Origin of the sequence: Nocardioides guangzhouensis (assembly GCF_004519545.1) — a bacterium.
GTDB classification, from domain to species: domain Bacteria; phylum Actinomycetota; class Actinomycetes; order Propionibacteriales; family Nocardioidaceae; genus Nocardioides; species Nocardioides guangzhouensis.
Genome location: NZ_SDKM01000018.1, coordinates 52,151 through 65,674 on the forward strand (window position 1 = coordinate 52,151; position 13,524 = coordinate 65,674).

At 72.6% G+C, this 13,524-nt stretch carries 15 protein-coding genes; 9 read left to right on the forward strand and 6 right to left on the reverse strand.

Annotated elements, in window-relative coordinates:
• Positions 1-87 precede the first annotated feature (87 nt).
• Complete coding sequence (gene typA / locus EKO23_RS13310) at positions 88-1,983, reverse strand: translational GTPase TypA (RefSeq protein WP_134718061.1); 1,896 nt, start codon at positions 1,981-1,983, stop codon at positions 88-90.
• Positions 1,984-2,112: 129 nt separating this feature from the next.
• Between typA and EKO23_RS13315 the strand changes: the two genes are divergently transcribed.
• From EKO23_RS13315 to EKO23_RS25840, 5 genes are all read left to right on the forward strand, one after another.
• Positions 2,113-2,415, forward strand: coding sequence for an ArsR/SmtB family transcription factor (locus EKO23_RS13315; RefSeq protein ID WP_134718063.1), 303 nt, complete (start codon positions 2,113-2,115; stop codon positions 2,413-2,415).
• The gene (locus tag EKO23_RS13320; RefSeq protein ID WP_134718065.1) at positions 2,412-2,867 is read left to right on the forward strand and encodes an SRPBCC family protein; all 456 of its coding nucleotides are present in this window, start codon (positions 2,412-2,414) and stop codon (positions 2,865-2,867) included. The genes EKO23_RS13315 and EKO23_RS13320 overlap by 4 nt, the downstream gene beginning before the upstream one ends.
• 31 nt (positions 2,868-2,898) lie before the next feature.
• Complete coding sequence (locus tag EKO23_RS13325) at positions 2,899-3,372, forward strand: PPOX class F420-dependent oxidoreductase (protein ID WP_134718067.1); 474 nt, start codon at positions 2,899-2,901, stop codon at positions 3,370-3,372.
• A 57-nt stretch (positions 3,373-3,429) separates the two neighbouring features.
• Positions 3,430-4,776, forward strand: coding sequence for a protealysin inhibitor emfourin (locus EKO23_RS13330; protein ID WP_134718069.1), 1,347 nt, complete (start codon positions 3,430-3,432; stop codon positions 4,774-4,776).
• Between the two features lie 178 nt (positions 4,777-4,954).
• On the forward strand, positions 4,955-5,116 hold the full coding sequence (locus tag EKO23_RS25840) for a hypothetical protein (protein WP_217702614.1): 162 nt from the start codon (positions 4,955-4,957) through the stop codon (positions 5,114-5,116).
• A 34-nt stretch (positions 5,117-5,150) separates the two neighbouring features.
• Here the strand turns inward: EKO23_RS25840 and EKO23_RS13340 are convergent, their stop codons facing one another.
• Both EKO23_RS13340 and EKO23_RS13345 read right to left on the reverse strand, forming a co-directional pair.
• On the reverse strand, positions 5,151-5,840 hold the full coding sequence (locus EKO23_RS13340; RefSeq protein ID WP_134718071.1) for an aspartate/glutamate racemase family protein: 690 nt from the start codon (positions 5,838-5,840) through the stop codon (positions 5,151-5,153).
• A gap of 39 nt (positions 5,841-5,879) precedes the next feature.
• Positions 5,880-6,626: an SDR family NAD(P)-dependent oxidoreductase gene (locus tag EKO23_RS13345; protein ID WP_134718073.1), complete on the reverse strand. Its 747-nt coding sequence runs from the start codon at positions 6,624-6,626 to the stop codon at positions 5,880-5,882.
• Between the two features lie 72 nt (positions 6,627-6,698).
• Between EKO23_RS13345 and EKO23_RS13350 the strand changes: the two genes are divergently transcribed.
• Positions 6,699-7,049, forward strand: a complete 351-nt coding sequence (locus EKO23_RS13350) for a hypothetical protein (protein ID WP_134718075.1) — start codon at positions 6,699-6,701, stop codon at positions 7,047-7,049.
• Between the two features lie 40 nt (positions 7,050-7,089).
• Here EKO23_RS13350 and EKO23_RS13355 read toward each other — a convergent pair whose 3' ends face one another.
• The gene (locus tag EKO23_RS13355) at positions 7,090-7,455 is read right to left on the reverse strand and encodes a thiol-disulfide oxidoreductase DCC family protein (RefSeq protein ID WP_246051074.1); all 366 of its coding nucleotides are present in this window, start codon (positions 7,453-7,455) and stop codon (positions 7,090-7,092) included.
• Between the two features lie 104 nt (positions 7,456-7,559).
• On the opposite strand from EKO23_RS13355, the gene EKO23_RS13360 reads away from it, so the two are divergent.
• The 3 genes from EKO23_RS13360 (at position 7,560) to EKO23_RS13370 (ending at position 12,123) form a co-directional block, all read left to right on the forward strand.
• Positions 7,560-10,109 carry an AMP-binding protein gene (locus EKO23_RS13360; RefSeq protein ID WP_134718079.1) on the forward strand — a complete coding sequence of 850 codons (2,550 nt, stop codon included), beginning with the start codon at positions 7,560-7,562 and terminating at the stop codon, positions 10,107-10,109.
• Positions 10,110-10,349: 240 nt separating this feature from the next.
• Positions 10,350-11,609 carry a D-inositol-3-phosphate glycosyltransferase gene (mshA, locus tag EKO23_RS13365; RefSeq protein ID WP_134718081.1) on the forward strand — a complete coding sequence of 420 codons (1,260 nt, stop codon included), beginning with the start codon at positions 10,350-10,352 and terminating at the stop codon, positions 11,607-11,609.
• Complete coding sequence (locus tag EKO23_RS13370) at positions 11,602-12,123, forward strand: type III secretion system chaperone family protein (RefSeq protein WP_134718083.1); 522 nt, start codon at positions 11,602-11,604, stop codon at positions 12,121-12,123. The genes mshA and EKO23_RS13370 overlap by 8 nt, the downstream gene beginning before the upstream one ends.
• Positions 12,124-12,126: 3 nt before the next feature.
• Here EKO23_RS13370 and EKO23_RS13375 read toward each other — a convergent pair whose 3' ends face one another.
• Positions 12,127-12,480 (reverse strand): DUF1304 domain-containing protein, encoded by a 354-nt coding sequence (locus tag EKO23_RS13375; RefSeq protein WP_134718085.1) that lies wholly within the window; start codon positions 12,478-12,480, stop codon positions 12,127-12,129.
• Positions 12,477-13,406 carry a DMT family transporter gene (locus EKO23_RS13380; RefSeq protein ID WP_246051070.1) on the reverse strand — a complete coding sequence of 310 codons (930 nt, stop codon included), beginning with the start codon at positions 13,404-13,406 and terminating at the stop codon, positions 12,477-12,479. Before EKO23_RS13380 ends, EKO23_RS13375 begins: the two co-directional genes overlap by 4 nt.
• Between the last annotated feature and the right edge of the window lie 118 nt (positions 13,407-13,524).

Consider the following 13,524-nt stretch of genomic DNA (forward strand, 5'->3'; position numbering starts at 1 on the left):
CCCCGACGACCAGCTCGGATGACTTTGGGGCGGACGTCGTACGAGATGGCTTCCCGAGCAACCAGTGCGTATGTCGTCCCGCGACAGCTACTGGCTCTTGCGGGCGCGGGACGCGAGCTTGGCCCGCTCGTTCTGGTCCAGCACCACCTTGCGGATGCGGACCATCTCCGGCGTCACCTCGACGCACTCGTCCTCGCGGCAGAACTCCAGGCACTGCTCGAGCGAGAGCCTGCGCGGCGGGACCAGCTTCTCGAAGTTGTCCGAGGTCGCGGACCGGATGTTGGTCTGCTGCTTCTCCTTGGTGATGTTGACGTCCATGTCGTCGGCACGGGAGTTCTCCCCGACGATCATGCCCTCGTAGACCTCGGTGGCCGGCTCGACGAACATGATGCCCCGCTCCTGCAGGTTGGTCATGGCGTACGCCGTGGCGGCACCCTTGCGGTCGGCCACCAGCGACCCGGACGCGCGGGAGCGGATCTCGCCGGCCCACGGCTCGTACTTCTCGAAGACGTGGTGGGCGATGCCGGTGCCGCGGGTCTCGGTGAGGAACTCGGTGCGGAAGCCGATCAGGCCGCGGGCCGGGACCAGGAACTCCATCCGCACCCAGCCGGTGCCGTGGTTGGTCATCTGCTCCATGCGGCCCTTGCGGTTGGCGAGCAGCTCGGTGATCGTGCCGAGGTACTCCTCGGGCGCGTCGATGGTCAGCCGCTCGACCGGCTCATGGCGCTTGCCGTCGATCTCCTTGGTGACCACCTGCGGCTTGCCGACGGTCAGCTCGTAGCCCTCGCGCCGCATCTGCTCGACCAGGATCGCCAGCGCCAGCTCGCCGCGGCCCTGAACCTCCCAGGCGTCCGGGCGGTCGGTCGGGAGGATCCGAAGCGACACGTTGCCGACCAGCTCGCTGTCGAGGCGGTCCTTGACCAGGCGGGCGGTGACCTTGGCGCCCTTGACCCGCCCGACGAGCGGGCTGGTGTTGGTGCCGATGGTCATCGAGATCGCCGGCTCGTCGACGTGGATGAGCGGGAGCGCGACCGGGTTCTCGGGGTCGGCCAGGGTCTCGCCGATGGTGATGTCCGGGATGCCGGCCACGGCCACGATGTCGCCCGGGCCGGCGGACTCGCCGGGGGTGCGCTCGAGGCCCTTGGTGACCAGCAGCTCGGTCACGCGGACGTTCTTCGAGGTGCCGTCGCGCTTGATCCAGGCGACGTTCTGGCCCTTCTTCAGCGTGCCCTGGTGGACCCGCAGCAGCGCCAGGCGGCCGAGGAACGGCGAGGCGTCCAGGTTGGTGACGTGGGCCTGCAGCGGCGCGCCCTCGTCGTACGTCGGCGCCGGGATCGTGTCGAGGATCGTGCGGAACAGGGGCTCGAGGTCGGGGGAGTCGGGCAGCCCGCCGTTCTCGGGCATCTCCAGCGACGCGCGGCCGGACTTCGCCGAGGCGTAGACGACCGGGAAGTCGAGGGCGTCCTGGCTGTGCGACTCGTCGAGCAGGTCCATGAACAGCTCGTAGGTCTCGTCGACGACCTCGGAGATACGGGCGTCGCTGCGGTCGACCTTGTTGACCACCAGGACCACCGGCATGTCGGCGTTCAGCGCCTTGCGGAGCACGAACCGGGTCTGCGGCAGCGGTCCCTCGGAGGCGTCGACGAGCAGCACGATGCCGTCGACCATCGACAGGCCGCGCTCGACCTCGCCGCCGAAGTCGGCGTGGCCGGGGGTGTCGATGATGTTGATCGTCATGCCCTCGGGCGCGCTCGGGCCGGTGTAGTGGACCGCGGTGTTCTTCGCGAGGATCGTGATCCCCTTCTCGCGCTCGAGGTCGCCGGAGTCCATGACCCGCTCGGCGACGCCCTCGGCCTGGTGGGCGGTGAACGCGCCGGCCTGGTGGAGCATCGCGTCGACCAGCGTGGTCTTGCCGTGGTCGACGTGGGCGACGATCGCGACGTTGCGGAGGTCGGAGCGGGTGGTGGAGCCGGGCGTGGACATGCGGAGGCCGTCTGCTTTCGGGTCGAGGGGTTCGCGAGTGCGAGCCGCCATCCTATCGGCGGGCGCGGGCCCGGACCGAAACGCGGCAGCCCCTTGTCGGCGTACTCCGTAAGTAGTAACTTACGGTAAGTGCAGACTTACCAGGATGGGCTGGCGGCGCTCGGCGACCCGACCCGCCGCGCCATCTTCGAGCTGCTCGCCGAGGGCCCGACGCCCGTCGGCGAGCTCGCCGCGCTCCTGCCGGTGAGCCGGCCCGCCGTCTCGCAGCACCTCCGGGTGCTCACCGAGGCCGGGCTGGTCCGGGTGCGGGCCGAGGGCACGCGGCGGCTCTACCACCTGGACCCGGCCGGCCTGGCCGCGGTCCGGGACTACCTCGACCGGTTCTGGGCGCGCGCCCTGGCCGACTTCAAGACCGCCGTGGAGGAGTCATGACGATCGTCCCCGTACGCCGCGAGGTGGTCGTCGCGGCCCCGCAGGAGAAGGCGTTCGACGTGTTCGTGCGCCGCATGGGCTCGTGGTGGAACCCCGCCCACAGCATCGGCGAGGAGGACCTGGCCGACGTCGTCGTCGAGCCGCACGTCGGCGGTCGCTGGCTGGAGGTGGGCAGCGGCGGCACGACGTGCCCGTGGGGCCGGGTGCTGGTCTGGGAGCCGCCGGAGCGGGTGGTGCTCACCTGGCAGCTTGACACCCAGTGGGAGTACGCCGCCGACCTCGAGACCGAGGTCGAGGTGCGGTTCGTCGTCGTGGACGAGGGCACCACCCGGGTCGAGCTGGAGCACCGCAACCTCGAGGCGTTCGGCGACGGCGCGGCGGAGATGCGCGTCACCTTCGACTCCGACGGCGGGTGGAACGGCCTGCTCGCGCGGTACGCCGAGGCCACCTGACCGGTTCCCCCCGCCGCCTAGGGTGGGGGGCATGGTCACCATCGCCACCACCACCCGGGTCGACCGCGAGGCGCTCCTCGACTTCGTGCGCGACCGCCACCGGTTCACGCTGATGACGATGCGCCGGGACGGACGACCGCAGCTCTCGCCGGTCACCGGTGGCGTCGACGCGGACGGCCACCTCGTGGTCTCGACGTACCCCGACCGCGCCAAGGCCGTGAACCTCCGTCGCAACCCGGCGACGTCCGTGCTGGTGCACTCCGACGAGTGGAGCGGCCCCTACGTGCAGGTGCACGGGACCGCCGAGGTCCTCGACATGCCCGACAAGGCGGCCGAGGACGGTCTGGTGGAGTACTTCCGCTGCATCTCGGGCGAGCACCCCGACTGGGAGGAGTACCGCCAGGCGATGCGGCGCCAGGGCAAGTCGCTGATCAGGATCACCGTCGACGACTGGGGCCCGATCGCGACCGGCGGGTTCCCACCGGACCGGGCCCCGCAGGGCTGACGGGTCCGAGGGGGCCGGACCGTGGCGTCCGTCGCTGGGCTGGGGTTGCCCGGGGGCATGTCTCGGATCCCGCTGCACTGCTTCGTCCCGCCGTACCTCCTCCGCCAGGTCGCCTCCTCCGTCGGCCTGGGGGTCGCCGTCGACCCGTACGCCGCCGACTGCTGCGGGCGCACGCTGCGCATCGACGAGTCGTTCCGGGCCGCCCGGGCGTCGTCGGCCGACTGGCGGGTGGCCGAGGGCGAGGAGGCGCTGTCCGGTCCTGCCTGGACCGTCCACACCGCGGGCAACGCCGCCACCCTGCCGGGCACCCCGGTCCGCACCGCCGACGACGCCGAGGCGTCCGGTGACGTCGCGGTCGACGAGGCCTGGGACGGCGTAGCCGGCTCGCTGGCGATGTTCCGCGAGATCTACGGCCGCGACTCCTACGACGGCCGCGGCGCGCACGTGTCGGCCACCGTGCACTACGAGCAGGACTACGACAACGCCTTCTGGGACGGCTCACAGCTGGTGTTCGGCGACGGCGACGGTCGCATCTTCGACCGGTTCACCAGGCCCGTCGACGTGCTGGGCCACGAGTTCACGCACGCCGTCACCGAGCACACCGCCGGGCTGGTCTACGAGGGCCAGTCGGGGGCGCTCAACGAGTCGGTCTCCGACGTGTTCGCGGCCTGCCTCAAGCAGCGTGTGCTCGGCCAGACCGCCGACCAGGGTGACTGGCTGATCGGCGCCGGGCTGTTCCTCCCGTCCGTCCACGGGCAGGCGCTGCGCTCGATGAGTGCTCCGGGCACGGCGTACGACGACCCGGCGCTGGGCAAGGACCCGCAGCCCGCCGACATGTCCGGCTACGTCGACACCACCGACGACAACGGCGGCGTGCACATCAACTCCGGCATCCCCAACCGCGCCTTCCACCTCGCTGCCACCGCGATCGGCGGTTCGTCGGCGGAGGGGGCCGGCCGGATCTGGTACGCCGCGCTGGGCAGCGTCGCCCCCGACGTCGACTTCACCGGGTTCGCCGACGCCACGGTGGCCGCGGCCGGGGAGCACGCCGACGCGATCCGGGCCGCGTGGGAGACCGTCGGTGTCCTCGGCGGCCCGGGGGCCGGCCCCGGTCCGGCCCCGGTGCCGGTCGGCGCCGACGTCGTCGAGGTACGCCGCTCCGGCGGTTTCGCCGGCCGCACGGTGACCGGCACCCTCGACCTGGCGGGCGACGACCCTCGGGTCGCCGAGGTGCGCGGCCTGCTCGACCGGGTCGACCTGGCCGCCGTCGCCGGCGGTCGCATGCACCCCGACGCCTTCGTCTACGACATCCGGGTCGGTGAACGCTCGGTCCGCGTGGTCGGCAGCGACCTCCCCGACGACCTCCGCCGGCTGGCCGAGCTCGTGCTCGCCGACGAGCGCTGACCGGAGCCGACCGGAAGGGAGCACCCCTGCGCGTCGTGGTCGTCAACCACCTCACCCTCGACGGCGTCCTGCAGGGGCCGGGACGTCCCGACGAGGACACCCGCCACGGGTTCCGGCGCGGTGGTGGGCTCAGCAGGCAGCGGCCGATCCAGCCATCGGCACCGCCCTCGGCGAGCGGATGGGACCTGAGTTCTGCTGGCTGTTCGGCCGGCGGAGCTACGAGGAGATGCTCGGCCACTGGAACGCGGTGGGAGGTCCCGGCGACGACACCACGGAGCGGAGGCTCGTCGACAGCTCCTCAACGTCGACGGGCATGATCATGGCGACGTACCGCCCCTGAGCATCTCGACGGACCGGCCGGGGCGAGGGTCGGATCAGGCCAGCGCGCGGTCCAGCGCGGCGGCGACGTGCAGCGTCGTGCACGGGAAGACGGGGATGTCGACGTCCGGCTGCTTCACCAGCAGCTCGAGCTCGGTGCAACCGAGCAGCACGCCGCCGACGCCGGCGTCCCACAGCTCGTCGATGATCTCGACCACCCGGCTGCGGGTGCGCGGCAGCACGTGCCCGTGCACGAGCTCCTCGTAGATCGCAGAGTTGAGCCACTCGTGGTGCTCGGCGGCGGGCACGACCGTCTTCACGCCGTGGGTGGCGAGCCGCTCGGTGAAGAACGCGTCCTCCATCGCGACCTTGGTGCCGATGAAGCCGACCGTGGTCACGCCCTGCGCCACGCAGGCCCGGGCGACCACGTCGCCGAGGTGGACCAGCGGGATCCCGACCGCTGCCTCCACCTGGTCGGCGACCTTGTGGAACGTGGTGGTGCAGAGCATCAGGAAGTCGGCGCCGGCGCGCTCGACCCCCCGGGCGGCCTCGGCGAGCAGCTCGCCGATCTGCTGCCAGCGCTCCTCGTCCTCGAGGTGGGTGACCTCGGCGAAGTCGACGGTGCTCAGCACGAGCTTGGGCGAGGACAGTCCGCCCAGCCGCTGCTGCACGCCGAGGTTGAGGTCGCGGTAGTAGACGGCGCTGCTCTCCCAGCTCATGCCGCCGATCAGTCCGATGGTCTCCACGTCGGCAGTCTGCCACTGGCAACCGTGGTCGTGCCCGGCTCAGTTCACCCGGTGGACCTTGTGCTGCGCGGCCTGGGCGCGCGGCCGGATCACCAGCTCGTCGATGTTCACGTGGCTGGGCCGGGTCGCGACCCACGCGACGGCGTCGGCGACGTCCTCGGCCAGCAGCGGGTCGGGTACGCCGGCGTACACGGCGTCAGCCTTCTCCCGGTCTCCCGCGAACCGCACCATCGCGAACTCGTCGGTGCGCACCATGCCCGGTGCGATCTCGGAGATCCGGATCGGCTCGCCGACCAGCTCGAGCCGCAGGGTCTCGGTCAGCACCTGGGTGCCGTGCTTCGCCGCGGTGTAGCCGCCGCCGCCCTCGTAGGCGATCCGCCCGGCGGTGGAGCCCATGTTGACGATCAACGCGTCTCCGCTGGCGCGGAGCGCCGGGAGCAGGGCCTGGGTGACGTGAAGGGTGCCGAGCACGTTGACGTCGTACATCGCGCGCCACTGCTCGGGGTCGGCCTTCTCGACCGGGTCGGAGCCGAACGCGCCGCCGGCGTTGTTGACCAGCACGTGCACGACCGGGCCGGCGGCCTCGGCGAGCCCGGCGACCGAGGTGGCGTCGGTGACGTCGCAGGTGACCGCGAGGCCGTCGATCTCCGCGGCCAGCTCGGCCACCCGGTCCGCGCGGCGTGCGGCGCAGACCACCCGGAACCCTTCGGCCGCGAGCGCCCGGGCGGTGGCCGCCCCGATCCCGCTGGAGGCCCCGGTCACCACGGCAGTGCGCTGCGTTCCCATGTCGAGTGATTGTGCCGGACGGGTCAGTGACGGCAGACTCGGGTGGTCTCGTTGACCGGTGAGGGGTTGAAGATGCGTGCGCTTGCCTGCGCCACCGCGATCCTGGGTGGTGCCTGCTGGGTGGTCCAGTACTTCGTGGACCAGGACATCCTCTACTGGATCGGACTCGGGTTGCTGGGGATCACGGCCCTGCTCGCGGGGCTCGCCTCGGTGCCTCATGCGCCGATCTGGCTGCAGCTGATCGTGGGGGCCGGGTCGGTCGGGCTGTTCGCCGCCGTGCTCACGACGCTGCACTCCGCGGCCGACGAGACGACGGTCAACCTGGCCCTGGGGGCGGTCGCGATCGTGGTGTTCGCGATCGTTGCGTTCCGGCTCCCGCGCGCCGAGAAGCCGCCACGCCACGTCGGCACCCACGCCCGCTGACCCGGCACATCCTGTGCCGACTCACCCTGGTTCGGTTGGGTCAGGCGGCGTCGCGGGGCGGCAGGCCGCAGGCGTCGCTGGCGCCGGGGAGCCGGTGCCGGTTGCGGGCCACCCACGCGTAGACCGGTACGGCGAGCGGCCGGGCCGCCCGGCTGCCGACGAACGCACCGAGCCAGCGGACCGGGGCGTGCCGGGAGGTCCGCAGCGTGGCCGCGATCGCCTCGTGCCCACGCAGGCGCCGGTCACCCTCGACGAACCAGGCGGCCTCGATGACGTCGTCGAAGGTCAGGTCGTACGCCGCGAGGTCGACCGCGTGGGCGGGGCGGTGCTCGCAGGTGACCCCCAACCGCAGCGCCCAGCCGAGGCTCCACTGGCAGAAGCCGCAGTCGCCGTCGTAGATGAGCATGCCCACGGCTCCAGCCTAGGTCCGGCGGCCGTCAGCCGTCCGGGGATCGGGCCGTGAGCCGGGCAACTTTGCCGAAGGTAAGCCTTACCTAATAAAGTGCAACCGTGCCCCGCCCGCTCTCGCTCACCGCGCGCCCGGGCCTGCGGACCTCGCTGCCGCCGGCCGGCGACCGGACGCGCCTGGCGGGACGGGTGGCCGGCCACCTCGCCGGCTTCGGTGACCGGGTCGCCCTGGTCGGCAGCGGCGCCGGGCCGGGCCTTTCCTACTCCGCGCTGGCCGGCCGGGTGCGCGACGCTGCCGCCCGTCTCGGCACCACGCGCCGGCTGGTACTGGTCGAGGGCGCCAACCACGCCGACGCGCTGGTGGCCTACCTCGGGGCGCTCGAGGCGGGCTGCCCGGTGCTGCTGACCGCACCCGGTGCCGCGCCGGCGCTCGCGGCGGCGTACGACCCCGACGTCAGCTGGAGCCTCGAGGCCGGCCTGGCCGAGCACCGCGACGCACCCGCCACCGACCTGCACCCCGACCTGGCGCTGCTGCTGTCGACCTCGGGGACCACCGGCTCCCCGAAGCTGGTCCGGCTCTCGCACGCGAACCTCCTCGCCAACGCCCGCGCGATCGTGGACTACCTCGCGATCACCGTCGACGACGTCGCGCCGACCGTGCTGCCGATGCACTACTGCTACGGCCTGTCGGTCGTGCACAGCCACCTGCTGGCCGGCGGTCGGCTGCTGCTCACCGAGGCCTCCGTGGTCGAGGACGGGTTCTGGGAGCAGGCCCGCGAGCAGCGGATCACGTCGATGGCGGGCGTCCCCTACACCTTCGAGCTGCTGGACCGGGTCGGGTTCGGCAGCCTCGACCTCCCGCACCTGCGCTACGTCACCCAGGCCGGGGGCCGGCTCGCTCCCGACGACGTACGCCGTCATGCCCGGCTCGGGCGCGAGCGCGGCTGGGAGCTGTACGTCATGTACGGACAGACCGAGGCGACCGCCCGGATGGCCTTCCTGCCGCCGCTGCTGGCCGAGGACGCACCCGAGACCATCGGGATCCCGGTCCCCGGCGGGTCGTTCACGGTCGAGCCGCTGCCGGAGCGCCCGCTGGCCGGTCCGTCCGAGCCGGAGGTCGGCGAGCTCGTCTACCACGGCCCCAACGTGATGCTCGGGTACGCCGAGTCCCCGGCCGACCTGGCCCTCGGCCGGACCGTGACCGCGCTGCGCACCGGCGACGTCGGGCGGCAGCGCGAGGACGGGCTGTTCGAGATCGTCGGCCGCCGGAGCCGGGTCGCCAAGGTCTTCGGGCTGCGGGTCGACCTCGACCACGTCGAGACCCGGCTGGCCGCTCGGGGCGTGGTCGCTGCCGCCGCCGACGGCGGCGACCGGCTGGTGCTCGCGGTGTGCCGGGGGGCGAAGCCCGTGGACGCGTCCGCGGTGGCGGCGGTCGTCGAGGCCGAGACCGGGCTGCCGCCGAGCGGCGTCCGCCTGGTCACGCCCGACGAGCTGCCCCGCCTACCGACCGGCAAGACCGACTACCGCGCGGTGCGCGCGCTGGCCGACGCCCCGGAGCCGGTGCGGTCGGCCGACCCGGCCGGCGTCGACGTCGTCGGCCTGGTCGGCGGGCTGCTGCGCCACCCCGACGCCACCGCCGACGACACCTTCGTCGGCCTCGGCGGTGACTCGCTGTCCTACGTCGAGGTCTCGCTGAGCCTGGAGGCCGTGCTCGGCACCCTCCCGTCGGACTGGCCGACCCGACCACTCGGGACGCTGACCGGCGCCGGACCGCGCCGCGGACGCCGGGTCGAGGGCAGCGTGCTGCTCCGCGCGCTCGGCATCGTCGCGATCGTCGGCACCCACGCCAACCTGTTCACCCTGGCCGGCGGCGCGCACGTCCTGCTGGCGGTGCTCGGGTTCAACTTCGCGCGGTTCCACCTCCGCACGGAGCGGCGGCAGCGGACCCGCCACGTGCTCCGGGCGGCCGCGCGCATCGCCGTACCCTCGATCGCGGTGATCGGCCTGGTCTCGCTGTGGACACCCGGGCTGGGGTGGCGACAGGCGCTGCTGCTCAACGGGCTGGTCGGGCCGGACTCGTGGGCGGAGCCGGCCTGGCACTACTGGTTCATCGAGACCGCGCTGGTGCTGATGCTGGCCGCGGCCGCGCTGCTCGCCGTACCCCGCGTCGACGGGTGGGCCCGCCGGGCACCGTTCTGGCTCCCGTTCGCGCTCTGCGTGGCCGGGCTGCTGACCCGCTACGAGCTGGTCGAGCCGTTCGACGGCGACAACCGGCACCGAGCCCACGTCGTCCTCTGGCTGTTCGCGCTCGGCTGGGCGGCCGCCGAGGCCACCCGCCGCCGGCACCGGCTGCTGCTCTCGCTGGTCGCCGCCGCCACCGTCCCGGGCTTCTTCGAGGACCCCGCCCGCGAGGGGATGGTCGTCGCCGGACTGCTGGTGCTGGTCTGGATGCCCGCGGTCCGCCTCCCCGCCCTCGCCGCCCGTACCGTCGGCGTGCTCGCCGCCGCCTCGATGTGGATCTACCTGCTGCACTGGCAGGTCTACCCCTACTTCGAGTACTCCCACCCCTGGCTGGCCACCCTGCTCGGCCTGGGCATCGGGGTCGTCGGCTGGCACCTCGCCGAGGGCCTCCGGGCCCGCCTCGCCCGTTGAGTCGCGCCTCCCTGACCGTTGAGTTGCGCCTCTCTGGCTGGTGTCTCCTGCGAGGCGCGACTCGACCCCCAGCGAGGCGCCACCCAGCCCCTAGCGGGGCGCGACTCAACCCCCAGCGAGGCGCAACTCAACGACGGGGTGTGGGGGAGGTAACGCAGGGGCGGTGGAATGAGATCGGGGCGTGCGTGGTTGTGCACTCTCGGACGAATGACGCACCGGCAACGGAGGTACGACGCACGTATGGGTCGCATCGCGATGATCAGCCTGCACACCTCCCCCCTCGACCAACCGGGCACCGGGGACGCCGGCGGCATGAACGTCTACGTGATCGAGCTCGCCAAGCAGCTGGCGCGCCGTGACATCGGCGTCGACATCTTCACGCGCGCCACCTCCTCGTCGCTCCCGCCCATCGTCGAGGCCTCCGACAACGTGCTGGTGCGCCACGTGCACGCGGGCCCGTTCGAGGGCCTCACCAAGGGCGAGCTGCCCGGGCAACTGTGCACCTTCGCCCGTGAGGTCATGCGCGCCGAGGCCATGCACCTGCCGGGCCACTACGACGCGATCCACTCCCACTACTGGCTCTCCGGCCAGGTCGGCGCGCTGGCCCGTGACCGCTGGGGGGTGCCGCTGGTCCACTCCATGCACACCATGGCCAAGGTCAAGAACGCCGCGCTCGCCGAGGGTGACACCCCCGAGCCGAGCGCCCGGCTGATCGGCGAGGAGCAGGTGGTCGAGGCCGCCGACATGCTCATCGCCAACACCGACGACGAGGCCCGCCAGCTGATCGACCTGTACGACGCCGAGCCGGCCCGCGTGGACGTCGTCCACCCCGGCGTCGACCTCGGCCTGTTCACGCCCGGCCCCCGCAAGGACGCGCGCCGGCGCCTCGGGCTGCCGGTCGACGCCGACGTCCTGCTGTTCGCCGGCCGGATCCAGCCGCTGAAGGCCCCCGACGTGCTGCTCAAGGCCGTGGCCGTGCTGCTGCACGAGGACCCGTCACTGCGTGACCGTCTCGTGGTGCCGGTCGTGGGCGGCCCCTCCGGCTCCGGCCTCGAGCACCCCGAGGCGCTGGCCGACCTCGCCGACGACCTCGGGCTGGACGGCGTGGTCCAGTTCGTGCCGCCGGTCGACCAGGCCGAGCTCGCCGAGTGGTGCCGGGCCGCGACGCTGGTGGCCGTGCCGTCGTACAACGAGTCGTTCGGGCTGGTCGCCGTCGAGGCCCAGGCCACCGGTACCCCGGTCGTCGCCGCCGCGGTCGGTGGCCTGCCCACCGTGGTCCGCAACGGCCACTCCGGGCTGCTGGTCGACACCCACGAGCCGCGCGACTGGGCGCACGCGCTGCGCCAGGTGATCGACGACCCCGGCTATCGCGACGCGCTGTCCGCCGGCGCGCTGGAGCAGGCCCGCCAGTTCTCGTGGGAGCGCACCGCGGACCGCACGCTCGACGCCTACCGTCGTGCCGTGGAGATGATGCGCGACGAGGTGACGGTCGGTGGCTGATGCCGCGGACACCGGGTCCGCAGCAGCGGAGACGGTCCGTGCCTGGCTGACCGAGAACGACGTCGCCTACGACGAGGGCACCGCTGGCGTCTTCTCGTTCGCGCTGCCGGGCGAGCGCAAGCTGCAGACCCCGGTCCGCGTCGACGTCGGCAACCACGCGCTGGGCGTGCACGCGTTCGTCTGCCGCAACCCCGACGAGAACCACGAGGCGGTCTACCGCTGGCTGCTGGAGAAGAACCTCCGGCTGTACGCGGTGGCGTTCGCGGTCGACGCCACCGGCGACATCTACCTCGACGCCCGGCTACCGCTCGACGCCGCGATCGCGGACCTCGACCGGATCCTCGGCACCGTGCTGGCCACCGCCGACGAGTCGTTCAACACCATCCTCGAGCTCGGCTTCGCGTCCTCGATCCGCAAGGAGTGGGCGTGGCGCAACGCGCGCGGCGAGTCGACCGCCAACCTCGAGGCGTTCCGCGGCTGGCTGGAGGCCGAGGACGCACAGCGCGACGGGTGAGCGTCAGGCCGCCGCAAGCACTGCGAGCAGCGCCAGCACCGCCGGCACCGCCTGCACGACGAGGATGCGCCGGTTGACCGTGGCCGCGCCGAACACGCCGGCCACGACCACGCAGGCGAGGAAGAACACCTGGACGTCGGTCTTGTCGGCGAAGAGGCCCCACATCAGGCCGGCGGCGAGGAACCCGTTGTAGAGCCCCTGGTTCGCGGCCAGCACCTTCGTCTCCTCCGCGAACGCCGGCTCGAGGCGGAAGACCTGCCGTCCAGCGGGACGCGTCCAGAGGAACATCTCGAGGATCAGGAAGCCGACGTGCAGCGCGGCGACGAGGCCGATGAGGAGAGCGGCGAGCGCGGTCACCTCTTCAGCATGGCAGCCTCGGGCGCCGCCGCGACCTTCTTCGACGCGCTGCGTGGCTTGCGGCGCGCGACCGCGACGCCGACCAGCGCGAGCGCGCCCCCGGCGTACGCCATCGTGGGCGGTGCCTCGCTCAGGAAGACCACGCCCATCACGATCGTGATCGGGGGGACGAGGTACGTCGTGACGCCCAGGTTGCCGGCGGTCATGTGCCGCAGGGCATAGGCGTACGTCGTGAACGCGATCGCCGTCGGGAACACCCCGAGGTAGACCAGCCACCAGATCGAGGCCGCCGGTGCGTCGGCCGCCTCGGACACCAGTTGTCCCGCGAACGGCAGGCACACGATCGCGCCGATGGTGCAGGCCAGCCAGGTGACGTGCACCGCGGCCAGCCGGCCGACCAGCGGCTTCTGCAGGATCAGGCTGACCGAGTAGACCGCGGCCGACAGCAGGCACAGCGCGACACCGAGCACGTCACGATCGCCGCCGGGGGAGGTGGAGAGCGCGATCACCGCGACGCCGCTGAACGCCAGGGCCAGCCCGACGCCGAGGTGGACGGTGAACCGCTCGCCGAGGAAGACCGCCGCCAGCAGCGCGATCAGCACCGGCGAGACCTGGATCAGCATCGCGGCGGTGCCGGCGTCGACCCGGCGCTCGCCCTCGTTGAGCGCGACGTTGTAGACCCCGAACCAGAGGATCCCGATCGCCACCAGCGAGACCCAGTCGCCCTTCGACGGCCGCGGGACGCCCCGGCCGAGCGCGACCACCCCGAGGCACAGCGACCCCACCACGAGCCGGCCCAGCGACAGCGCTCCCGGGGAGAAGTCGTGGCCGAGGTGCCGGATCGCGACGAACGCGGAGGCCCAGAACACCAGCGTGCAGCTGACCGCGGCCACGGGCAGCCAGGCGCGAGGGGTCGTCGTACTCACCGGACCAGCGTAGGTACCACCACTGACACCGGACACGCGGTTTTCAGACGTCGATGCGCGACATCCGGCCAGCCACATCCGTCACACCGGACAGGCAGTTCTGTCGCATGTCGGGCGT